The organism is Terrabacter ginsenosidimutans (assembly GCF_039539425.1).
In the GTDB taxonomy this organism is placed as follows: Bacteria; Actinomycetota; Actinomycetes; order Actinomycetales; family Dermatophilaceae; genus Terrabacter; species Terrabacter ginsenosidimutans.
Genome location: NZ_BAABDC010000002.1, coordinates 503,255 through 525,243 on the forward strand (window position 1 = coordinate 503,255; position 21,989 = coordinate 525,243).

The 21,989-nt window shown below is 71.6% G+C and carries 17 protein-coding genes; 11 read left to right on the plus strand and 6 right to left on the minus strand.

Going from position 1 to position 21,989, the window contains the following annotated elements; genetic code table 11:
* The first annotated feature begins 66 nt into the window (after window positions 1-66).
* The gene (locus tag ABD831_RS08335) at window positions 67-678 is read left to right on the plus strand and encodes a sulfocyanin-like copper-binding protein (RefSeq protein ID WP_344944289.1); all 612 of its coding nucleotides are present in this window, start codon (window positions 67-69) and stop codon (window positions 676-678) included.
* On the opposite strand, the gene ABD831_RS08340 is transcribed toward ABD831_RS08335, so the two are convergent.
* The 3 genes from ABD831_RS08340 to ABD831_RS08350 form a co-directional block, all read right to left on the minus strand.
* Window positions 654-2,102 (minus strand): MATE family efflux transporter, encoded by a 1,449-nt coding sequence (locus ABD831_RS08340; protein WP_344944292.1) that lies wholly within the window; start codon window positions 2,100-2,102, stop codon window positions 654-656. The two genes, ABD831_RS08335 and ABD831_RS08340, sit on opposite strands and share 25 nt — an antisense overlap.
* 114 nt (window positions 2,103-2,216) lie before the next feature.
* Window positions 2,217-3,185: an aminoglycoside phosphotransferase family protein gene (locus ABD831_RS08345; RefSeq protein WP_344944295.1), complete on the minus strand. Its 969-nt coding sequence runs from the start codon at window positions 3,183-3,185 to the stop codon at window positions 2,217-2,219.
* Window positions 3,182-4,192 (minus strand): hypothetical protein, encoded by a 1,011-nt coding sequence (locus ABD831_RS08350; protein ID WP_344944298.1) that lies wholly within the window; start codon window positions 4,190-4,192, stop codon window positions 3,182-3,184. Before ABD831_RS08350 ends, ABD831_RS08345 begins: the two co-directional genes overlap by 4 nt.
* Window positions 4,193-4,326: 134 nt before the next feature.
* On the opposite strand from ABD831_RS08350, the gene ABD831_RS08355 reads away from it, so the two are divergent.
* From ABD831_RS08355 to ABD831_RS08395, 9 genes are all read left to right on the plus strand, one after another.
* Window positions 4,327-4,953: a ribosome maturation factor RimP gene (locus ABD831_RS08355; protein ID WP_344944301.1), complete on the plus strand. Its 627-nt coding sequence runs from the start codon at window positions 4,327-4,329 to the stop codon at window positions 4,951-4,953.
* The gene (nusA, locus tag ABD831_RS08360) at window positions 4,953-6,008 is read left to right on the plus strand and encodes a transcription termination factor NusA (protein ID WP_344944304.1); all 1,056 of its coding nucleotides are present in this window, start codon (window positions 4,953-4,955) and stop codon (window positions 6,006-6,008) included. Before ABD831_RS08355 ends, nusA begins: the two co-directional genes overlap by 1 nt.
* A gap of 118 nt (window positions 6,009-6,126) precedes the next feature.
* Entirely contained in the window at window positions 6,127-6,372 is a 246-nt protein-coding gene (locus tag ABD831_RS08365; protein WP_425582796.1) for a YlxR family protein, read from the plus strand.
* 177 nt (window positions 6,373-6,549) lie between these two features.
* Complete coding sequence (infB, locus tag ABD831_RS08370; RefSeq protein ID WP_344944310.1) at window positions 6,550-9,498, plus strand: translation initiation factor IF-2; 2,949 nt, start codon at window positions 6,550-6,552, stop codon at window positions 9,496-9,498.
* Between the two features lie 186 nt (window positions 9,499-9,684).
* Entirely contained in the window at window positions 9,685-10,194 is a 510-nt protein-coding gene (gene rbfA / locus ABD831_RS08375) for a 30S ribosome-binding factor RbfA (protein WP_344944313.1), read from the plus strand.
* Window positions 10,191-11,141: a tRNA pseudouridine(55) synthase TruB gene (gene truB, locus ABD831_RS08380; RefSeq protein WP_344944316.1), complete on the plus strand. Its 951-nt coding sequence runs from the start codon at window positions 10,191-10,193 to the stop codon at window positions 11,139-11,141. The genes rbfA and truB overlap by 4 nt, the downstream gene beginning before the upstream one ends.
* Before the next feature lie 56 nt (window positions 11,142-11,197).
* Entirely contained in the window at window positions 11,198-12,169 is a 972-nt protein-coding gene (locus ABD831_RS08385) for a bifunctional riboflavin kinase/FAD synthetase (protein ID WP_344944319.1), read from the plus strand.
* Entirely contained in the window at window positions 12,133-13,353 is a 1,221-nt protein-coding gene (gene rodA, locus ABD831_RS08390; RefSeq protein WP_344944322.1) for a rod shape-determining protein RodA, read from the plus strand. The genes ABD831_RS08385 and rodA overlap by 37 nt, the downstream gene beginning before the upstream one ends.
* A 158-nt stretch (window positions 13,354-13,511) precedes the next feature.
* Window positions 13,512-15,365 carry an AMP-dependent synthetase/ligase gene (locus tag ABD831_RS08395; protein WP_344944324.1) on the plus strand — a complete coding sequence of 618 codons (1,854 nt, stop codon included), beginning with the start codon at window positions 13,512-13,514 and terminating at the stop codon, window positions 15,363-15,365.
* A 56-nt stretch (window positions 15,366-15,421) separates the two neighbouring features.
* Here ABD831_RS08395 and ABD831_RS08400 read toward each other — a convergent pair whose 3' ends face one another.
* Window positions 15,422-16,555 carry an MBL fold metallo-hydrolase gene (locus ABD831_RS08400; RefSeq protein ID WP_344944328.1) on the minus strand — a complete coding sequence of 378 codons (1,134 nt, stop codon included), beginning with the start codon at window positions 16,553-16,555 and terminating at the stop codon, window positions 15,422-15,424.
* Window positions 16,556-16,678: 123 nt separating this feature from the next.
* On the opposite strand from ABD831_RS08400, the gene ABD831_RS08405 reads away from it, so the two are divergent.
* Window positions 16,679-18,670 carry a TIGR03960 family B12-binding radical SAM protein gene (locus ABD831_RS08405; protein WP_344944330.1) on the plus strand — a complete coding sequence of 664 codons (1,992 nt, stop codon included), beginning with the start codon at window positions 16,679-16,681 and terminating at the stop codon, window positions 18,668-18,670.
* A 106-nt stretch (window positions 18,671-18,776) separates the two neighbouring features.
* On the opposite strand, the gene ABD831_RS08410 is transcribed toward ABD831_RS08405, so the two are convergent.
* Together ABD831_RS08410 and ABD831_RS08415 are read right to left on the minus strand one after the other, a co-directional pair.
* Window positions 18,777-21,038, minus strand: coding sequence for a hemagglutinin (locus ABD831_RS08410; RefSeq protein ID WP_344944333.1), 2,262 nt, complete (start codon window positions 21,036-21,038; stop codon window positions 18,777-18,779).
* A gap of 376 nt (window positions 21,039-21,414) precedes the next feature.
* The gene (locus ABD831_RS08415; protein WP_344944335.1) at window positions 21,415-21,948 is read right to left on the minus strand and encodes an NUDIX hydrolase family protein; all 534 of its coding nucleotides are present in this window, start codon (window positions 21,946-21,948) and stop codon (window positions 21,415-21,417) included.
* Between the last annotated feature and the right edge of the window lie 41 nt (window positions 21,949-21,989).

Sequence of the window (21,989 nt, forward strand, 5' to 3'; positions counted from 1 at the left end):
GCGGGACTGGGGACTGGTGCGTCACACCACACCGCCACTGATACCCCCTGGGGTTACGGTCGAGATATGGCACGACGCGTCTCCCCACGGTCCTGGCTCGCGGCAGCGGCTGCGGGCGCCGTCCTCGCCGGCTGTTCCACGACCAACGTCACCCTGGGTCCCGGTGGCGGCATGAGCGGCGGCAGGAGCGGTCTCCGCGCGGCCTCGACCCCGGCTGCCCACATGGCGGCGCCGTTGTCGTGCAACGCCCCGGCCGACCTGCCCGGAGAGCGGGTGACCGTGACGCTGGTCGACATGGGGATGTCACGGATGATGGGTGGCGTCGCTCCGATGGGGGCCCGGATGCTCCTGACTGCCGAGCCGGCGACCGTGCACAGCGGCCAGGTCAGCCTCGTCGTCGACAACACCGGGTGGCGCACCCACGAGCTCGTCGTCCTCCCGCTGGCTGCCGGCGCGGGGGCCGGTCAGCGCGTCGTCGGGTCGGACGGGAAGGTGGACGAGACGGGCAGCCTCGGTGAGGCCTCGCGCTCGTGCGCTGCCGGCGCGGGCGACGGCATCGTCTCGGGTGCCGTCGGCTGGGTCACGGTGACCTTGTCGCCGGGGCACTACGAGCTGGTCTGCAACCTGCAGAACCACTATGCGAACGGGATGCGTCAGGCGCTCGTGGTCACCGGCTGAACCGGCTGAACCTGCTGAGCGGGCCGTGACGCCGCCGACGCGGCTGTGGCGACGAGCACGTCCCAGCGCACGCGCCGAGCCCTCCACGAGAAGATCGCGAGCTTGGCCAGCTCCTCGACGATGCGCGCCACGAAGATGCCGACGTAGCCGAGGGGGGTGTGCAGCCCGAGGAGCACCGCGAGCGGCAGCCCGATGGCGAAGGCGCCCACGACGTCGCCCATGATGACGCCGCGGACGTCGTTGGCGCTGGGCAGGACTCCGGCGCCGACGATCATGTTGCGCACCTTGACGACCTGGAAGGCGGCGTTGATGAGGATGCCCACGCCGGCCATCGTGCGCACCTCGTCGCCGGCCTCGCCGAACAGGGCGTCGAGGAGCAGGACCGAGGCCGCGAAGAGGACGCCGAACGCCGCCGCCGTCCCGATCCCGGCACGGGTGAGTCGCCGCACCCAGGCCATCGCGTCGTCGACGTCGCCGCGTCCGACCGAGCGGCCGACGAGAGTCGTCGTCGCGCTCATCAGGCCGATGCTGCCGACGATGAAGACACCTTCGAGCGTCGTGACGATCTGGGCTGCGGCCAGCGCCTCGTCGCCCAGCTTCTGGAAGACGACGTTGTAGAGGAACGTCCCGACGGTCCAGAAGAGCTCGGTGACGCCGAGGGGGAGTGCCAGCACGAAGAGCGGCACGATGACCGCACGCCACTGGCGCACGCCGTCGGGCAGGCTCCAGCCGACGACACCGCGTCGGCCGTAGGTCATCCACAGCAGGATGAGCGCCTTGACGACCGCCGTCACGAGAGTGGCCCAGCCGGCACCGGCGACACCGAGCGACGGGAGCGGACCCACGCCGACGACGAGGGAGTACGCGATCACCGAGTTCGCCACGACCGTGACCATCGTCGCGATCATCGGGCTCGTCGGACGACCAGCCGAGCGGAGCACGCCGGAGAGGATCGCGCTGAGCATGACGGGCAGCGTCGCGAGCACGGTGAGGCGGAAGTAGTCGGTCCCGGCGGCCGCGACCGAGGGGGAGGCACCGACGAGCGACATGAGGTGGTCGGCGAAGAACCACGGCACGAGGGAGACGACGATCCCGAGTCCGAGCGCGACGAGGAGCGCTGCCGTGACGGTGTGGTCGAGGTCGTCGCGCCGGCCGGCTCCGTGTGCCCGGGCGACGAGGATGCTCACCGACGTGCCGAGGCACCCCAGGGTGACGGCCAGGATGAAGGTCAGGCTGTTGGAGAAACCGACGGCGGCGATCGCCGTCGCGCCCAGACCGCCGACGACGATCTGGTTGACGAAGTTCAGGACCAGCATCAGGACGAACTCCATGCTCACCGGCACGGCGATGCGCGCGATCTCACGCGCCGGCGTCGGCGGGGCCGAGCGACGGTCGCGGGAGGTGGGCATGGCAGGGCGAGGCATGCGAGTGCCTTTCGACAACGAGGTGGGGGAGCGCGACAAGGTTACGGCGTCACCGCCCACGAGTCGAAACGATTTGATCCGGCGCGTCAGGATGGGCGGCGACGGCCCGACCGGTCAGTCGTTCATGGCCTTGATGACCGTCACCGCGAGGCTGATCCGGTCGTGCGCCCACGCGTCCTCGGCGGGCCCGTTGGCAAGTCCCTCGGCGGCATCGAGGGCGTTGTCCGCCTCGCGCACGATCGTCCAGGCGCGGGCGCGCCCCTCGTCGAGGCCGGCGCGCTCGCAGATGATCTCGAGGCGTCGGCGCAGCGACCACCGCACCTCCGAGCCGGTCCCCAGCTCGTCGGCCCGGTTCCAGAGTGCGGGTGCCACCTCGAAGGCGGGGTCACCCGCCATCGGCTTGGGGTCGATGGCGAGCCAGGGGGAGCGGTAGGCGGCGAGCACGTTCGTGTAGTGCAGGTCGGTGTGCAGCAGCCGGTCCTCGGACGCCGGCCGGTCCGTCAGCTCTCGGGCGAGCGCGGCCGCCTGGTCGAGGTAGCGCCGTGGCAGCACCGCCGGAGCCGCCCGCAGCTCGTCGGCCTGTCGGAGGGCGTATGCCGTGAGGCTGGGCAGGCGCGGGTGCGGCGGTCGGCGCAGCACCGAGAGCAGGTCGCCGATGACCCCGCACGCCTCGTCGATGTCCACACGGCTGAGGTCGCGGGTGTGCAGGCGTTCGAGCAGGAGGGCGAAGCGGGAGGGGTCGGCCCGCACGAGGCGGACCGCGCCGTGGCCGTTCCACGTCTGCAGCGCCAGGTGCTCGGTGGCAGCCTCCGGGTGCGGCCAGGTGATCTTGAGGATGCCCTCGCCGCTCACGCCGACGACGTCGCGCCCGGCCCCGAGCAGGCGGACCGGGATGGCGACGGCGCAGACGCCGCTCGAGCTTCGGCCGATGGGCTCGAGCTCCCACTCGGCGAGCAGGTCGCGGATGAGGCCGGGCAGCGCGTCGATCCAGTCGTCACCCGAGACGTGGCCGTCGGGCTCGTAGGCACTGACGGCATGGGCGAAGTGCGCCGGGATGAGGTCATACATCGGGTCGTAGCTCATGACGAGGCTCCCGGGAAGGCGGTCAGGGGCACGCGCCAGTCGACGGCGAGGGCCTGGACGTTGGCGCTCCAGCGAGCGACGTCCTCGAGGGTGGCCGCGCCGGGGCTGGTCCCCGCGAGCTCGGTCGCCGCGTCCACCGCTGACGCGAGCGTCTGGGTCGCGAGCCGGCGCGCTGCGTCCGGGGTGGTCACCGGATAGGGCAGGGCCCATCCAGCGGGCGTCGTCGAGCTCGTGCCGGAGACGGAGAGCTCGAGGCGCACCAGCGCCTCGAGCGTGTCCTGGGCAGCCTGACGCTGGGCGCCGGTGCTCTGCGCGGCCACCACCTCGAAGGCATACACCAGAGGCTGGGTGCGCCCGACGATCGCCGGCCGCGCGGGACTCGGCGACGACACCGCGACATCTCGACCCAGCAGCACGGCCGCTGCGAGACGCTGCGACCAGGCCGCGGCCAGCAGCTCGCGCGTGCCGGCGGTGGCCGCGCCGAGGGCGGCCCAGTCGTCGGGTCCGAGCGAGTCGAGCCGTGCCGCGAGCGCCTTCCGCGTCCGGATCGGCGCCTCTGGCGTGTCCGTGGTGGTGGAGCCCGCGGTAGTGGGTGTGCCCGTCGTGGAGGGGGCCGAGGGCGTGTCGGGGCCCTGAGCGACCGCGGCGTCGATGACCGCGACCGGGACGCCGGCGTTCGTCAGCCGACCACGAAGCACGCGCAGCTGGTCCCGGTTGACGGTGCGCAGCCCTCGGACCAGCGCGTCACCCTCCTTGCCCGCGAGGACGGACGTCTCGGCGTCGACGACCTGGGTGAGGTCCGCCACGGCCGAGAGCAGCAGGGCCTCGTCGGGGGCGGGCCGTCGGGTGGGCGCCGGCACGGGAGGTGGCGGGACGTCGAGGCGAAGTCCCCGGTCGACGAGCACTGCGAGCACGGCGGCGCCCGCCCCGAGCGCGAAGAGACGGCGCGGCGGACGACCCATGCCGTCCATCACCCGTGACCCGAGCCCCCGGGTGTCGCCGTCCATGCCGAGATCTTCGCACGCGGGCAGCGGTCGGCGACGACGCCCCGGCGCCGATAGAGTGGAGGGCACGCGGCGCTCGACCCACCCCTCGGGGGTGTCGGCGCCGGACATTCGAGAAGAGCAGGAGGCGTCGACTGATGAGCACGGCCCAGGAGATCAGAGCGACGCTCGAGCCGGTGCTCGCGCCCCTCGGGCTCGTCGTCGAGGACGTCTCCGTGTCGCCCGCCGGCAAGCGACGGCTCGTCCGCGTGCTCGTCGACTCCGACATCAGCAGGCTCGACGTCGCCGACACCTCGAGTGCCGTGCCGCCGCTCTCGCTCGACGCCGTGGCCGATGCCACGCGTGCCGTGAGCGACGAGCTCGACGCGAGCGACGTCATGGGACAGGCCCCCTACGTCCTGGAGGTGTCGTCCCCGGGAGTGGGCCGGCCACTGGCCTCCCGTGACCAGCTCCGCCGGCAGGTGGGCCGCCTCGTCGAGGTCGTCCACCAGGGCGGCACCGACACCGGACGCCTGACCGGCGTCGGCTCCGACGCCCTCGTCCTCGAGGTGGCCGCCACGAAGAAGACCCCGGCGCAGACCCTGACCCTCGACCTCGACGACGTCCAGCGCGCGACGGTCCAGGTCGAGTTCACGCGGGCCGGGACCGCCGGAGACGGCGCCGACGCCCAGACCCACGCCGACACTGACGTCGACTCCGCCGCCGACATTGACGCCGACACCGACGACTCGGACGACCCGTCCGCCCTGGAAGGGGACCACTGATGGACATCGACCTCGCAGCCCTGCGCGCTCTCGAACGAGAACGCGACATCAGCCTCGACGTGCTCATCCCGGCCATCGAGCAGGCCCTGCTCGTGGCCTACCACCGCACCGACGGGAGCCAGCGCATCGCCCGCGTCGAGCTCGACCGCAAGACCGGTCACGTCATCGTGTGGGCGCGCGAGGAGGGCGACCTGCTCCCCGTGACCGAGGAGGGCGAGCGCCCCCAGCGCGGCGAGCCCGGACCCGAGTTCGACGACACGCCCGTCGGGTTCGGCCGCATCGCGGCATCGACGGCCCGCCAGGTCATCGTGCAGCGGCTGCGCGACCTCGAGGACGAGGCGATCCTCGGTGACTTCAAGGGCCGTGAGGGCGATGTCATCTCCGGCATCATCCAGCAGAGCCAGGACCCGCGGAACGTCCTCGTCGACTTCGGCACGGTCGAGGGCATCCTGCCCCTCGCCGAGCAGGTGCCGGGCGAGCGCTACGTGCACGGGGAGCGCCTGCGGTGCTTCGTCGTCAGCGTCAAGCGCGGGCCCAAGGGCCCGCAGGTCGGCCTCAGCCGCACCCACCCCAACCTCGTGCGCACCCTGTTCAAGTTCGAGGTGCCCGAGATCGCCGACGGCACCGTCGAGATCGCGGCCCTGGCCCGCGAGGCCGGTCACCGGACCAAGATCGCGGTCCACAGCAAGGTGGCCGGCGTCAACGCCAAGGGCGCCTGCATCGGCCCGATGGGCGCTCGCGTGCGCGCGGTCATGACCGAGCTGCGCGGCGAGAAGATCGACATCGTCGACTACGCCGACGACCCGGCCACCTTCGTCGCGGCAGCCCTGTCCCCGGCGCGGGTGCAGTCGGTCGAGATCGTCGACGCGGCGGCCCGCACGGCCCGGGTCGTCGTGCCCGACTACCAGCTGAGCCTGGCCATCGGCAAGGAGGGCCAGAACGCTCGCCTCGCCGCCAAGCTCACCGGTTGGCGCATCGACATCCGGCCCGACACCGAGGCTGCGACCGCATCGGGCCCTCGTGCCGGCGCCGAGTCCGGCCCTGACGACGCCTGAGCGGGCGGCAGGCGGCCCCGGTGGAGCGGGTGGCCGCCTGGACGCGGTAGACTTGTCTGTGGCCGACCGGACTGGACTCCGTGCTGAGCCGTCCCGCACCTGTGTGGGATGTCGAGGAATGGATAGCTGGTCGGCCCTGCTGCGAGTGGTCGCGGCGACGGACGGAGACGCCGGGGGCAACCCCCCGGTCAGGCTCCGCCCCGACCCTCGGCACCGGATGCCGGGACGCGGTGCATGGTTGCACCCGACACCCGACTGTTTCGAGCTGGCAGTGCGCCGCAAGGCGTTCGGACGTGCCCTGCACCTGCAGGCTGCGGTCGACGTGAGCGCGGTCGCACGACACCTCGGAGTCCAGCACGAGTAGCACGCACCGGTCTGCCCCACGCGGGGTTGCGCCGGATCAGTCAGAGATCAGTCAACGAACCACAAGGCGGGTTGAAACGCTATGAGCACCCGATGAGTACTCAGCGATGAGCAAGCCCCAGCAATAACCCACGGTTCGGCCACTTCCTGTTCAGGCCGGACCAGGAACAGGAGAGATGTGGCTAAGGTCCGGGTCTACGAGCTCGCAAAAGAGCTCGGAGTCGAGAGCAAGACACTGCTCGCACACTTGAAGAGCCAGGGAGAGTTCGTCCGGTCGGCATCGTCGACCATCGAGCCCCCCGTCGTCCGCAAGATCATCGAGACCTTCCCTCGGGAAGGCTCCTCCGGCGGCGACAACAAGCCGGCGGCCCCCAAGGCCGCCCCCACGAGCGCGACTCCCACCGCGCCCCAGAAGGCTGCTCCGGCGGCCCCAGCGCCGTCGGCCCCCGCGCCGGCTGCTCCCGCCGCTGCAGCGCCGTCGGCCCCCGCGCCGGCCGCTCCCGCGGCACCTGCGGCACCTGCGGCCCGTGCGGCCGCTCCGGCGCCCGCCAAGGCTGCTCCCGCACCCTCGGCACCGGCACCCAAGGCCCCCGCTCCGGCGGCCCCGGCCCCGGCTGCTCCTGCAGCGCCGGCCGCCTCGGCTCCGGCCCGGGTGCAGTCCAGCCGTGACGGTGGTCAGCAGACCTCCGGCGTCCCGGCCTCCCCGCGTCCGGCTCCCCGTCCGGGGCAGCCGCGTCCGGGCAACAACCCGTTCGCCCCGAGCCAGGGCATGGGCCAGACCCGTGCGCCTCGTCCCGGTGGCGACGCAGAGCCGCGTCCGGGCAACAACCCGTTCGCCCCCAGCCAGGGCATGCCGCGTCCGCAGCAGCGCCCCGGTGGCCAGGGTGGCCCCGGCGGTCAGCGCCCCGGTGCTCCCGGCGGCGCTCCGCGTCCCGGTGCGGCCGGTGGTGGTCGTCCCGGTGCTCCCGGCGGCGCCCCGCGTCCCGGTGGTGCGCGTCCGAGCCCCGGCATGATGCCGGAGCGCAGCACCGTCGGCCGTCCGGGCCAGCGCCCGGCCGGTGGCCCGGGCCGTGGTGGCCCGGGTGGCGGCGCCGGCCGAGGCGGCCTCGTCGGTGGCCCCGGTGGCGCCCCCGGCGGTCCCGGTCGTGGCGGCTTCGGCGGTCCCCGCGGTGGCGGCGGCGGTCGTGGCTCGACGGCAGGTGCCTTCGGTCGCGGTGGCGGTCGTCCGGTGCGAGGCCGCAAGTCCAAGCGCGCGAAGCGCCAGGAGTTCGAGCAGATGCAGGCCCCGAGCCTGGGTGGCGTCAGCGTCCCCCGGGGCGACGGCAGGACGACCATCCGCGTCCGTCGCGGGTCCTCGCTGACCGACTTCGCCGACAAGATCAACGCCAACCCGGCGTCGCTCGTCACGGTGCTCTTCCACCTCGGCGAGATGGCGACTGCCACGCAGTCCCTCGACGAGGAGACCTTCAAGGTGCTCGGCGCCGAGCTCGGCTACGAGATCGAGGTCGTGTCGCCCGAGGACGAGGAGCGCGAGCTGCTCGGCTCGTTCAACATCGACCTCGACGCAGAGCTCGAGGCCGAGGAGGACGAGGACCTCGAGGCGCGTCCGCCGGTCGTGACCGTCATGGGTCACGTCGACCACGGCAAGACCAAGCTCCTCGACGCGATCCGCTCCGAGGAGGTCGCCGAGGGCGAGGCCGGTGGCATCACCCAGCACATCGGTGCCTACCAGGTCGCCACGACGCACGAGGGCGAGAAGCGCTCCATCACCTTCATCGACACCCCGGGTCACGAGGCCTTCACGGCCATGCGTGCCCGTGGCGCGAAGGTGACGGACATCGCGATCCTCGTCGTCGCTGCCGACGACGGCGTCATGCCGCAGACCATCGAGGCGCTCAACCACGCCCAGGCGGCCAACGTGCCGATCGTCGTGGCCGTCAACAAGGTCGACAAGCCGGACGCCAACCCGGCGAAGATCCGCCAGCAGCTGACCGAGTACAACCTCATCGCGGAGGAGTACGGCGGCGACACGATGTTCGTCGACGTCTCGGCCAAGAACGGCACGAACATCGACGGGCTCCTCGAGGCCGTCCTGCTCACCGCCGATGCGGCGCTCGACCTGCGCGCCAACCCGGACAAGGACGCTCGTGGTGTCGCCATCGAGGCGCACCTCGACAAGGGTCGCGGCCCGGTCGCGACCGTCCTCGTCCAGTCGGGAACGCTGAGCGTCGGCGACTCGATCGTCGCCGGCAGCGGCCACGGCCGTGTGCGTGCCATGCTCGACGAGCACGGCAACAACGTCGAGCAGGCCGGTCCGTCGCGTCCGGTCATGGTCCTCGGCCTGACGTCGGTCCCCGGCGCCGGTGACACGTTCCTCGTGGCGCCGGACGACCGCACGGCCCGCCAGATCGCCGAGCGTCGTGAGGCGGCAACCCGTGCCGCGAGCCTGGCCAAGCGTCGCAAGCGCATCTCGCTCGAGGACCTCAACGAGGCTCTCGCCGCGGGCAAGGTCGACACCCTCAACCTCATCCTCAAGGGTGACGTGTCCGGTTCGGTCGAGGCTCTCGAGGACGCGCTCCTCAAGATCGACGTGGGCGACGAGGTCGACCTGCGGATCATCCACCGCGGTGTCGGTGCGATCACGCAGAACGACGTCAACCTCGCGACGGTCGACAACGCGATCATCATCGGCTTCAACGTCCGCCCTGCGGAGCGTGTGGCCGAGCTGGCCGACCGGGAGGGCGTCGACATGCGCTTCTACTCGGTCATCTACCAGGCGATCGACGACGTCGAGGCAGCGCTCAAGGGCATGCTCAAGCCGGAGTACGAAGAGGTCCAGCTGGGCACGGCCGAGGTCCGCGAGGTCTTCAAGTCGAGCAAGTTCGGCAACGTCGCGGGTTCGCTCGTGCGCTCCGGCGAGATCAAGCGCGGGACCCGTGCGCGGATCATCCGCGACGGCACCGTCATCGGCGAGGGCATCGAGATCACCGGTCTGCGTCGCTTCAAGGACGACGTCACCGAGGTCCGCGAGGGCTTCGAGTGCGGTATCAACCTCGGCAGCTTCAACAACATCGAGATCGACGACGTCATCGAGACGTTCGAGATGCGCGAGAAGCCGCGCGCCTGAGCGAGGCACGATCGGCGGCGCCGGCTCCCACGGGGGTCGGCGCCGTCGCCGTCCGCGGGGTCCCACCCGGCCCGCGGACGAACCGGGCGGGGAATGCAGCGCGCCCCCGGCCCGCTACTAGGGTTAACACCACGTCGTCCCGGCTCGACCGGTCCGACCGCACGTCTCACGAAAGCAGAGGTAGCCATGGCTGACCCCGCCCGCGCCCGCAAGATCGCCGACCGGATCAAGGTCATCGTCGCCGAGTACCTCGAGTTCAGGCTCAAGGACGAACGCCTCGGGTTCGTCACCATCACCGACGCCCGCGTCACGGGCGACCTGCAGCAGGCGTCCGTCTTCTACACCGTCTTCGGCAGCAACGAGGACCGCCAGGCCACGGCCGACGTGCTCGAGGCCAACAAGGGCCGCATCCGCTCGGCCGTCGGCAAGGGCATCGGCATCCGCCTCACGCCCTCGATCGAGTTCATCGCCGATGCCCTCCCAGAGGGTGCCGCCCACCTCGAGGACCTCGTGGCCCAGACCCGCGCCCGCGACGAGGAGCTCGCCCGTGCTGCGGCGAACGCCAAGCCCGCCGGCGACGCCGACCCGTACCGCAAGCCGGTAGACCGCTCCGAGGACGACGACACCGACGACACCGGCGACAGTGACGACGACACCGTGGACGCCGAGGTGGACGCGGACGTCGACGCCCGATGACCGACCGCTCGGGAGGCCTGCTCGTCGTCGACAAGCCGGCCGGATGGACGAGCCATGACGTCGTCGCGCGCGCCCGCCGGCTCTGTGGCACCCGCCGTGTCGGGCACGCCGGCACGCTCGACCCCATGGCCACCGGCGTGCTGGTGCTCGGCGTCGAGCGCGGCACGAAGCTGCTGACCTTCCTCGTCGGCTGCGACAAGTCGTATGCCGCGACGATCCGTCTCGGGATGGCGACCCTCACCGACGACGCCGAGGGTGAGACCACCCAGGCGCTCGGCGTGGACGACGTCCCAGCCCTCGAGGCTGCGCTGCCGGCGGCGGTCGCTGCCCTGACCGGCGAGATCCAGCAGGTGCCGAGCGCCGTGAGCGCCATCAAGGTCAAGGGTGTGCGCAGCTACACCCGCGTGCGCCAGGGCGACACGGTCGAGCTCCCGGCGCGCCCGGTCACGGTGAGCCGGTTCGACGTGCTCTCGGTGCGTCCGGCGACCGCGACGCCCGAGGTCGGTCCCGCCATCGGGGTCGTCGACGTCGACGTCGAGGTCGACGTGTCCTCGGGAACCTACGTCCGCGCGCTCGCGCGCGACCTGGGCGCGGCACTGGGCGTCGGGGGGCACCTGACGGCGCTCCGGCGCACGCGCGTGGGCCGTTTCGGGCTCGACGCCGCGCTCTCGCTCGACGACCTGACGGCCACGTCCGAGGCGGACGGGCCGGACGGCATACCCCTGCTCCCGATCGCCGAGGCGGCCCGCGCGCAGCTGCCCGTGCACGACGTCTCGGCCGAGGAGGCCACGGCGCTCGGCTACGGCCAGCGCATCCCGAGCGCGGTGCGAGGCGCCGACGCGGTCGCGGCGATCGACCCCGACGGCCGCCTCGTCGCCGTGCTCGACGAGACCCGGACCACGGCGCGCGCCAAGGTGGTCTTCGCGCCCTCCGGAGCCGGCGCCTGATGCCCGTGCGCGAGCCCGCAGACCCCCGCTCCGGCGTGGCCACTACAGTGGGCGCCGTGCAGCGCTGGTACGGACTCGACGACATCCCGGCCGACCTCGGGCCCACCGTCGTCACCCTCGGGAACTTCGACGGGGTGCACCGCGGGCACCGTGAGGTGCTGACGCGCGTCGTGCGCGAGGCCGCCGACCGCGGTGCCCTCCCGGTGGCCGTGACCTTCGAGCCGCACCCGATCGCCGTGCTCTACCCCGATCGTGCACCGGCCGCGGTGATGTCGTTGGAGCAGCGTCTCGACGCCCTCGAGTCGGTGGGCCTCGCAGCCGTCCTCGTCATCGAGTTCACGCGCGAGTTCGCCCAGCAGACACCGGAGGAGTTCGTCCGCAGCACCTTCGTCGACGCCCTGGGCGCGTGCGCGGTCGTCGTCGGCAAGGACACCCGTTTCGGCGTGCGCAACTCCGGTGACGTCGACACCCTGCGCGAGCTCGGGGCAGCGCACGGCTTCGGGGTGGTAGCGCTCGACGACATCGGCGAGGGCGCCACCGAGGGTGCCCGCTGGAGCTCGACCCAGCTGCGCGCGGAGCTGCTCGCCGGCAACGTCGGTCACGCGGGCCAGATCCTCGGACGCCCCCACCGGGTCACGGGCGCCGTGGTGCACGGTGACCACCGCGGCCGCGAGCTCGGCTACCCGACGGCGAACCTCTCGCAGGACCACGAGGGTCTCGTCCCCGCGGACGGGGTGTATGCCGGGTGGCTCGTCCGTCTGGATCTCGACGAGAGCGCCCCGGACCGCACGCTCCCGGCCGCCGTGTCGGTCGGCACCAACCCGACGTTCGACGGCCACCAGCGCCGGGTCGAGGCCTACGTCCTCGACCGCACCGACCTCGACCTCTACGGCGAGCGGGTCGCGGTCGAGTTCGTCTCGCACCTGCGACCCACCCTGAAGTTCGACTCGATCGACACCCTCGTCGAGCAGATGGCGCAGGACGTGACGCGGTGTCGCGAGATCCTCTCGGCGATCGTCCCGTCCTAGCCCGGACGCCGCCGCGCTCCGCTCGTGGCGGGCCGGCCGCAGTCGCCGGCGGCAGGGCGCGGAGCGTCAGGTCGACGTGGCGGCAGATCGACCTCGGCCTGCTCATCGGAGCGTTCGGGCTCTCCGTCGTCGGTGTCGTGCTCGTCTGGTCCGCGACCCGGGCGTCGGCAGGCGGCACCGCGGCGCTCAAGCAGCTCGTCGCGCTCGGCGTCGGCGTGGCCTGCGCCGCTGCGGTGACCCGGCGCGACGTGCGCACGGTTCGTGCCGTGGCTCCGGTGGTCTACGTGCTCGCCGTCCTCGGGCTCGCCGCCGTGGTCTCACCGCTCGGCTCGACCGTCAACGGTTCGCGCTCCTGGATTGGGCTGCCGGGCGGGTTGAGCCTGCAGCCGTCGGAGTTCATGAAGGTCGCCCTGGCCGTCGGTCTCGCCATGCTGCTCGCGGAGCGTGCCGAACGGCGGCTGCGTCAGCGGCACCGGGACGTCGCGCTCGCGTGGGTGGTGGCCGGCATACCCGTCCTCCTCGTCCTCGCCCAGCCCGACCTCGGCTCGGCGCTCGTGCTCGTGGCGATGTCCGTCGTCGTCATCGCCGCGGCCGGCGCGCCGTGGCTCTGGACCGCTGCGGTGCTCGTCGCGGGGGCCGGCGCCGTGGCGGCGGCGTTCCTCACGCCGGTGCTGTCGGGCTACCAGCGCAACCGGCTGCGGGCCTTCCTCGACCCGTCGCTCGACCCGCTGGGCATCGGCTACCAGACCCGTCAGGTGCGCGTCGCCATCGGTTCCGGAGGTCTCGGCGGCCAGGGGCTCTTCGAGGGGCGGCAGACCCAGGGCGGTTTCATCCCGTTCCAGGAGACCGACTTCGTCTTCTCGGTCGCGGGGGAGGAGCTCGGCTTCCTCGGCGCCGCCGGCCTCGTGGTGCTCATCGGCTTCATCGTCGTCCGCTGTATCCTCGTGGCGCGCCGGGCCGACGCGTTCGGGCGCCTCGTCGCGATCGGCGTGGCCGTGTGGCTGGGCGTGCAGGCGTTCGAGAACATCGGGATGAACCTCGGTCTCATGCCGGTCACCGGCCTGCCGCTGCCGTTCGTGTCGAGCGGAGGGTCGTCCCTCATCGCCTCGTGGGTGGCCGTCGGCCTCGTCGGGAACGTCGCGGCGACGTCCCGCCGGGAGCGGAGCCCGCGCGCACTGCGCTGACGCAGCGACGCCGGAACCACCGGGTTACCCGGCGGTCACGTTTCGATGAGGAACGTCGACAACGCGTGACTGTGGAGTCGATTGTTGACATCATCCCGGCAGGGCGGGCGCCCGCAGACGCCGATGACGGGCAGGCCCGCAGTGACAAAGGAGTCCACATGCCCCTCCAGGCCCTCGCCGACCGGGACGTCGACCAGAACGTCCTCGACGGCCGCGCTCCCAGCGTGGGCGCGCTCTTCCGCAACCGCGTCCGCGACACTCCCGACGCGCCGGCCTACCTCTACTTCGCGCAGGGGTCGGGCGAGCTCACCACCCTGACCTGGCGGCAGACGCACGAGGTCGTCGAGCAGTGGGCGGCAGGGCTCATCAGCCTCGGGGTGCAGCTGGAGGACCGGGTCGCGATCGCCTCGACGACCCGGGTCGAGTGGATCCTGGCGGACCTCGCCGTCATCTGCTCCGGTGGCGCGACGACGACCGTCTACCCGACGACGATCGCCGAGGACGTCGCGTACATCCTCGCCGACTCCGGCAGCGGCATCGTCTTCGCCGAGAACGAGGAGCAGGTCGCCAAGCTCCAGCACGTGCGCTCCGAGGTGCCGGGCGTGCGGCAGGTCATCGCCCTCACGGGTCCCGGCAGCGAGGACGGCTGGGTCATCACGACCGACCAGCTCGCCGAGCGCGGCCGCGAGTGGCTGGCCGCGACCCCCGACCTCGTCGACTCGCGCGTCGACCAGCTCGGTCCCGAGTCGCTCGCTGTCGTCATCTACACCTCCGGCACCACCGGCCGTCCGAAGGGCGTGCGCCTCGTGCAGGACAGCGTCGTCTACGAGGGCGCCGTCATCGACGCGATCGGCACGTTCACCAGGGACGACCTCCAGTTCCTGTGGCTGCCGCTGTCACACGTCTTCGGCAAGATGCTCGTCGCGACGGGGCTGCAGATCGGCTTCCCGACCGCCGTCGACGGCCGCGTCGACAAGATCGTCGAGAACATGGCCGTCATCAAGCCGACCTTCATGGCAGGTCCGCCGCGCATCTTCGAGAAGGCGCACGGACGGATCGCGCTGATGTTCGCAGCCGAGAAGGGCGTCAAGAAGCGGCTCATCGACTGGGCCCTGTCGGTCGGCGGTGAGCTGCGGGACGTGCAGGCCCGCGGCGAGCAGCCCTCGTCCGGACTGCAGCGACGCCATGCCCTGGCGACGAAGCTCGTCCTGAGCAAGGTGCAGGAGCGGTTCGGTGGCCGGGTGCGCTTCATGATCAGCGGCTCTGCGCCCCTCAACGCCGAGGTCGCGCGGTGGTTCGGCTCGGTCGGTCTCCTCGTCCAGGAGGGCTACGGCCTCACCGAGACGTCGTCGGGCACCACCGTCAACGCCCCCGAGCACGGCGCGTACCAGTACGGCTCCGTCGGCTGGCCGCTCCCCGGCACCGAGGTCCGCATCGCCGAGGAGGACGGGGAGATCCTCGTCAAGGGACCGGGCGTCATGCGCGGCTACCACAACAACCCCGAGGCGACCGCCGAGGTGCTGACCGAGGACGGCTGGTTCCACACCGGCGACATCGGTCGCATCGACGAGCGTGGCTTCCTCTACGTCACCGACCGGAAGAAGGACGTCTTCAAGACCTCGGGCGGCAAGTACATCGCACCGGCCGAGATCGAGGCCCGCTTCAAGGGACTGTGCCCGTTCGTCAGCCAGTTCCTCGTGCACGGCGCCGGTCACAACTACGCGACCGCTCTCGTGACGCTCGACCCGGACGCGGTGGCCGGCTGGGCCCCGACGGTGGGCCTCGGCGGCAAGAGCTATGCCGAGGTCGTGTCCTCGCCCGAGGCGCACGCCCTCGTCCAGCGCTACGTCGACCAGCTCAACGACGGGCTCAACCGCTGGGAGACGATCAAGAAGTTCACGATCCTCGACCAGGACCTGACGGTCGAGGGCGGCGACCTCACGCCGAGCATGAAGCTGCGCCGCAAGGCGGTGACCGAGAAGCACCGCGCCGAGCTCGACGCGATGTACTGAGTGCTCGGGCTCGCTTCGCTCGTCGGTCCGGGCGTGACGCGCGCCGAACCCGCCGCTCAGGGCCGCGCCGGGAGGTCGAGGACGATCCCGGCGTCGACGCTGCCCGTTTCGGGGAAGGCGACCCGGTGCCCGTGGCTCCGGGTCAGTCCGGGGTCGGCCCACCGTTCGGTGCGCGGCGTGCGGTAGTTGAACCACAAGGTCGGCTCCGGGGGCGCATCGAGCACGACCCGGGCGATGGCGGCGTCGTCGGGATGGTGGAAGACGTCGCCGTTGGTCGAGACGAGGTAGTGGCTGGCCGGTGCAGCCTCGAGCAGTGCCGCGACGACGTTGGCCTGGCTGGCGTGGTGGGGCAGCTTGAGGGCGTCCACGGCGAGGCTCTCGGTGCCCCGCGCCCGCGCCACGCCGCGCAGTCCCGCGGCGAGGACGCTGCCGTAGGCGTCCGCGCCGAGCACGACACTCGCACCGAGGTGCTCGACGAGCAGCGCGATGCTGCTCCCGTTGGGCACCGACGAGTCCTTGGGGGTCCGGGCGTCCGCCAGGTGCCGGAGGTCGTCGAGCGGCCCGAGAACGTCGACCTCCACCGCGCGGTCGCTCTCGCGGGGGCGCAGCGCCTCGCGCAGGCTCGATGCCCACGTGTCGGCGAGCTTCTCGAGGCGTCGGGTCGTGGGCGAGAGCACGGTGATCGTGGGTCCGCCCGGGACCGCGACCTCGACGAAGCCACCCGTCTCGCCGGTGTCGACCGGCCCGCCACCGAAGGCGGTGTTCCTCGGCAGCGTGCGTTCACGTGAGTGCGCCGCCGGCCCGCCGGCCAGCGGGTCGTCGGACGTGCCCGTCAGTGCCGCGACGAGGCTCTCGCCCTGCTCGACGCTCCGTGGCCGGCCCGGTCCGCTCGCCGGGAGGTGGGTGCGCCCGTTGAACCAGAAGTCCCCGACGTCGGCGACGAGGTCGCTCGAGAGGAGCTCGAGCATGCCCCCGATGTGGTCGTTGTCGATGTGGGTGATGACGGCCACGTCGAGGTGGCTGTCCGCGGGGTCGAGGCGGCGCAGACGCGCCTCGAGGAGCGGCCACGTGTCAGGCGGTCCTCCGTCCACCAGCATGCGCCAGGTCGGGCCCGCGGGTCGCGGGCACTCGACGAGCAGACAGTCGCCCAGCCGTGCGGGCAGGACCTCGATGTGGATCGCCGTCGCCACCGTCGCCACCCTTCCTCCACCGCCCAGACTAGGGCGGCCGTGCGCAGGTGTCCGGTGCTTGCGCGTCGGCGCCCCCTTCGCCGGCGTTTTCGGCGTCCGGCGGAGCGCACGTACGATGGTCCAATGCCCGGAGAGTCACTGTTCAACGCCCTCGAGCCCCTGCTGGAACGGGTCAACAAGCCCATCCAGTACGTCGGCGGCGAGCTCAACTCCACGGTCAAGGACTGGAACGTCGGCGGCCACGGCCCCGGCGGCGAGGAACTGACCACGCGGTGGGCGCTGATGTACCCCGACGCATACGAGGTCGGCGTCCCCAACCAGGGCGTCATGATCCTCTACGAGGTCCTCAACGAGCGCCCCGACGCCCTCGCCGAGCGGACGTATGCCGTGTGGCCCGACATGGAGGCACTGCTGCGCGAGGCGGACCTCCCGCAGTTCACCGTCGACGGGCACCGCTCGGTGCGCGACTTCGACCTCTTCGGCCTGAGCTTCTCGACCGAGCTCGGCTACACCAACATGCTCACGGCGCTCGACCTCGCCGGGATCCCGCTGCACTCGGCCGACCGTGACGTCGACGACCCGATCGTCATCGCCGGTGGCCACGCGGCCTTCAACCCCGAGCCGATCGCCTCGTTCATCGACGCGGCCATCGTCGGCGACGGTGAGCAGGCCGTGCTGACGGTCACCGACATCGTGGGGGAGTGGAAGGCACAGGGCCGTCCCGGCGGCCGGCGCGAGGTGCTGCTGCGCCTGGCCCGCACCGGCGGTGTCTACGTGCCGGCGTTCTACGACGTCTCCTACCTCCCCGACGGTCGCATCCAGCGGGTCGCGCCGAGCGCCGACGCGACCGGCGTCCCGTGGCGCGTGTCCAAGCACACCGTCATGGACCTCGACGCGTGGCCCTACCCGAAGCAGCCGCTCGTGCCGCTCGCGGAGTCGGTGCACGAGCGCATGTCGGTCGAGATCTTCCGCGGCTGCACGCGCGGCTGCCGCTTCTGCCAGGCGGGCATGATCACCCGTCCGGTGCGCGAGCGCTCGATCACGGGCATCGGCGAGATGGTCGAGCGCGGCCTGGCCGCAACGGGTTTCGAGGAGGTGGGGCTGCTCTCGCTGAGCTCGGCCGACCACTCCGAGATCGCTGACCTCGCGAAGGGTCTGGCCGACCGCTACGAGGGCACGCAGACGGGCCTGTCGCTGCCGTCGACCCGCGTCGACGCGTTCAACATCGACCTGGCGAACGAGCTGACCCGCAACGGCCGACGCTCGGGGCTGACCTTCGCGCCCGAGGGCGGCTCCGAGCGCATCCGCAAGGTCATCAACAAGATGGTCTCCGAGGAGGACCTCATCAAGACCGTCGCGGCGGCGTACGGCGCCGGCTGGCGCCAGGTGAAGCTCTACTTCATGTGCGGCCTGCCGACCGAGACCGACGAGGACGTGCTCCAGATCGCCGAGCTCGCCAAGAAGGTCATCGAGACGGGCCGCCAGGTCTCGGGCCGCCGGGACATCCGCTGCACGGTCTCCATCGGTGGCTTCGTGCCCAAGCCGCACACGCCGTTCCAGTGGGCCTCCCAGCTCGGTGTCGAGGAGACGGACGCCCGGCTGCTCAAGCTCCGCGAGGCGATCCGCGCCGACAAGCGCTACGGCTCGTCCATCGGGTTCCGCTACCACGACGGCCAGCCCGGCATCGTCGAGGGCCTGCTCTCCCGCGGTGACCGCCGCGTCGGCAAGGTCATCGAGGCCGTCTGGCGCGACGGCGGCCGTTTCGACGGCTGGAGCGAGCACTTCTCCTACGAGCGCTGGATGCGCTGCGCCGACGAGGCCTTCGCCGACGTGCCCGTCGACCTCGCCTGGTACACCACGCGCGAGCGCGGCGAGTCCGAGGTGCTGCCCTGGGACCACCTCGACTCAGGCCTCGACAAGGACTGGCTCTGGGAGGACTGGCAGGACTCGCTCGACGAAACCGAGGTCGACGACTGCCGCTGGACGCCGTGCTTCGACTGCGGCGTGTGCCCCCAGATGGGCACCGAGATCGAGATCGGGCCCACGGGCAAGACGCTGCTGCCGCTCACGGTCCTCGGCTCCGGCCGCCAGGACCTGCTCGAGCACCAGCACTGACCCTTCGACACGACGTCGCGTGGCCTGACCCAGCACGGCGTGGACCCGGCCGACGGCGATGTCGGTCGGGTCCAGCCGTGGCCCGGACGGGGCCGGAGCGTGCCGGTCAGTTGGTGATCGTCAGGCTCGTCTTCTCACAGTGCGTGCTGCTGCCCACGAGCGGGTCGCTGCTCGTGAAGCTCACGAGCCACGACACCGTGCTGGTCGTCGACACCTTGGTGGTCGAGTTCGTCGTCACCCGGGTCGCCGGTGAGGCGGCGTCCGTGAGCGTGAACGTCTCGGCGTCGCGCAGGACGGACCCGCTCGTCGCGCCACAGTTGTCGCCGGAGTACAGCGTGAACGACAGCGTGCCGTTGAGGTTCGTCCCACCGGTGGACGTGACGGTCGCCGAGTCGTTCGGCAGCCAGTTCTGCGCCGATGTGGTGCCGGTCGTGTCCTTCACCTGGAAGCACTCGCCGGTGGTCGCGTCGCTCGAGCCCGTGTAGTTGGCCGTGTTCGAGGTGTAGACGGCGCGGAAGCACCACGTGCCGACCGCGTTCGCCACGACGGCGTTCGAGTCGGCGGTGGCCGTGTTGCCGGCACCCGGGGTCAGCGGACTGACCGATCCGGCTGCCGTGCCGCCAGTGCTGCACGTGCCGCCGTTCGCAGCCACCTGGGTCGGGTTGCAGACGAAGAACGCGACCGTCCCGGTCGGGCTGCCGCCCGCTGCCGTACCCGTCACGACCGCGTGGTCGGTGACGCTGGTGCCGACCCCCACGGGAGCCGTGATCGGCGTGGAGCCGACGCGCGGCGTCGTGACCGTGCCGGTGGAGGCCGGTCCGACCGTGACGTCCTCGTTGGTGTCGCCGCACGTGGCATTGTGCGACTGGGTGTTGGTGTTCGGTGAGTCACCGCTGTACACGGCCTTCCAGTGGTAGTCGCCAGCCGTCGTCGGCGTGTAGCTCGCGCTGTAGACGTTCGTGGCGGAGCTGTCGCCGCTGACCGTGACCGACTGGTTGGCGGCCGTGACCTGGGCGCCACAGCTACCGGTGCTCGGGCCCCACAGCGTGAAGGCGATGGTGCCGCCGGCCGGGGTCCGGGCGCCCGGTGCGGACGTCTCGATGACGTTCGCGGTCGGCTTCGGGGCCGTCCCGGTCAGCGTGGCCGTGTCGGTGACCGCGCTGCCGAGGGTGACGTCCGAGCCCGCCGTCGTCGACAGCATCGGGGTCACCGGGTCGATGGTGAAGCACTCACCGGTGCTGACGTCGCTCGACCCCGCGATGCCCGACGCCGAGACGCCGCTGTACACGGCCTTCCAACAGAACCGTCCTGCCGAGGTGACCCACGCACTCGGGGACACCACGGTCACCGGGAAGGCGGAACCGGTCACCGTGACCGGGGAGCCGATGGTCGTGGCGGTGGAGTCACACGTCGCGTTGGCGGTGTTGCTCGCCTTGCACAGGCTGAACTGCACCGTGCCACCGGGCGTGCCCGAGCCGCCGGCCACGGAGATGAGCGCCGAGTCCTTCACCTGCAGCACGCCGTCGGTCGTGATCGACCTAGCGGCGGTGCCGTAGTCCGACGTGGTCCCGCCGCTGACGATCTTGGGCGTCGTCGTCGTCGTCGACGTGCAGCCGCCGACCGGCACGGTGGGCTGCAGGATGGTGTCCTTGTAGTCCGCGGTGTCGGAGTTGCCGGTCACGGTGCTGGGGATGACGTTGGCGAACGACCGGCAGGACTGGACGCCGCCGAAGACGGCGTCGGTGAGGTTGAGTGCCGCCTCACCGCGGAAGCCGTCCTGGCTGTACGCCGCGGCGCTCACGTTCGAATTGAGCGGAGAGCCGGGCGGGCTCAGCACGAGGTTGGGCGCGGTGCCGCTCCACGTGCGCAGGTAGAGATCCCTGCTCCCACCCTGCTGGTCCCACAGGATCATGAAGTCGCCGGCCTTGCGGTTGGCCCACGGGTTGCACGTGTCGATGAGCTGCTGCTCGGTGCTCGTGGTGTACGCGCAGGCGGCCGGTGGCGGGTCCTGCATGAACTCGTAGGCGATGAACCCGCTGCCGCTGTTGGAGTCGCGCTCCCACGCGAAGTAGAGCCAGTCGTCTCCGTCGCTGTCCTTGGCGGAGTTGGTCCACGCCTGGCGCAGGTCGACCTGGGCATTGGGGTTGGTCAGACCGAGGGTCGGGACGGCGTCGTTGTGGATGACGCCGATCTTGGTCGTGCTCGAGTTGAGCGGACCGAGCTCCTTGACCGCCCCGAAGAGGTCGGGGAGGTTGTTGGCGCCGTCGGCACCCGGCACGGCCGCCGAGCCGTTCGGGCCGATGGTGAAGGGCGGGGTCGAGCCCGCGAAGGCACTCGGCGCCGCGAGTACTGCGAGCGGCAGTGTCACCGCCGCGAGGGCGGACAGCCAACGAGTGCGGCCGCGGCCCGACGTTCGTGTTGATCGCCCCTGTGAGGGCTTCCCCCGAGACACGTTCCATGAAAGATGCATGAGCGTCTCCGTCTGTGCAGGTGTTGACCGGCCCCCGCACCGGATGGGGAGCGTGGCCGGCGATGTGACGCGGCTCGCGGGACTGGCGTCAAAACCACTGGAGGCCGATGTCACGATGTCGCCGCACAGGGTCGACCAACGCTCAACTGTCGAAAATAGGCCCGTGACCGCCGTCACACAGTCATTTCCCAGATGCCGTCCCATATGGGCGGCAAGTCCATGACCAAGTCACGAACTGTCTTGCCTTTCAGGCTATTTCGCTGCCTGGAGGATTTCAGACGGGAAAGCCGACGTGGGCCAGCGCCTGGCGGACCAGGACGCCGTGCGAGCCCGGCATCTCGCCCCGGAAGGCGAGGGACGCGGCCTCCTCGGGCGTCACCCAGGAGAGGTCGAGGGCGTCCTGCTGGGGTCGGCAGTCGCCCGTGACGGCGACGACGAAGGCCAGCGACACGGCGTGCTGGCGGGAGTCGTGGAAGGGGGTGACGCCGGGGGTCGGGAAGAACTCGGCGACCGTGAACGGCTGCGGGGAGACCGGGATGCGGGGGAGGGCCATGGGCCCGAGGTCGGACTCGACGTGCCGAACCAGGGCGTCACGGATGCGCTCGTGGTAGAGGACGCGGCCGCCGACGACCTCCTGACCGATGCCGCCGTCACTGTCGGCGCGTAGCAGCAGTCCGACGTGGGTGACGACACCACGGTCGTCGACACGGACCGGGATCGCGTGGACGTAGAGGATCGGCAGCCGGTCCCGGGCGTTTTCGAGGTCCTCGCGGCTCAGCCATGCGCCTGTCGTGTCCACTTCCGTCATGACGTCATCCTGCCAAACGCGAGCGCGGCCTGCTCAGGCGG

Coding starts and splice junctions, on each gene's coding strand:
- ABD831_RS08335 (WP_344944289.1), top strand. CDS start 67: ATGGCACGACGCGTCTCCCCACGGTCCTGGCTCGCGGCAGCGGCTGCG.
- ABD831_RS08340 (WP_344944292.1), bottom strand. CDS start 2,102: ATGCCTCGCCCTGCCATGCCCACCTCCCGCGACCGTCGCTCGGCCCCG.
- ABD831_RS08345 (WP_344944295.1), bottom strand. CDS start 3,185: ATGAGCTACGACCCGATGTATGACCTCATCCCGGCGCACTTCGCCCAT.
- ABD831_RS08350 (WP_344944298.1), bottom strand. CDS start 4,192: ATGGACGGCGACACCCGGGGGCTCGGGTCACGGGTGATGGACGGCATG.
- ABD831_RS08355 (WP_344944301.1), top strand. CDS start 4,327: ATGAGCACGGCCCAGGAGATCAGAGCGACGCTCGAGCCGGTGCTCGCG.
- nusA (WP_344944304.1), top strand. CDS start 4,953: ATGGACATCGACCTCGCAGCCCTGCGCGCTCTCGAACGAGAACGCGAC.
- ABD831_RS08365 (WP_425582796.1), top strand. CDS start 6,127: ATGGATAGCTGGTCGGCCCTGCTGCGAGTGGTCGCGGCGACGGACGGA.
- rbfA (WP_344944313.1), top strand. CDS start 9,685: ATGGCTGACCCCGCCCGCGCCCGCAAGATCGCCGACCGGATCAAGGTC.
- truB (WP_344944316.1), top strand. CDS start 10,191: ATGACCGACCGCTCGGGAGGCCTGCTCGTCGTCGACAAGCCGGCCGGA.
- ABD831_RS08395 (WP_344944324.1), top strand. CDS start 13,512: ATGCCCCTCCAGGCCCTCGCCGACCGGGACGTCGACCAGAACGTCCTC.
- ABD831_RS08405 (WP_344944330.1), top strand. CDS start 16,679: ATGCCCGGAGAGTCACTGTTCAACGCCCTCGAGCCCCTGCTGGAACGG.
- ABD831_RS08415 (WP_344944335.1), bottom strand. CDS start 21,948: ATGACGGAAGTGGACACGACAGGCGCATGGCTGAGCCGCGAGGACCTC.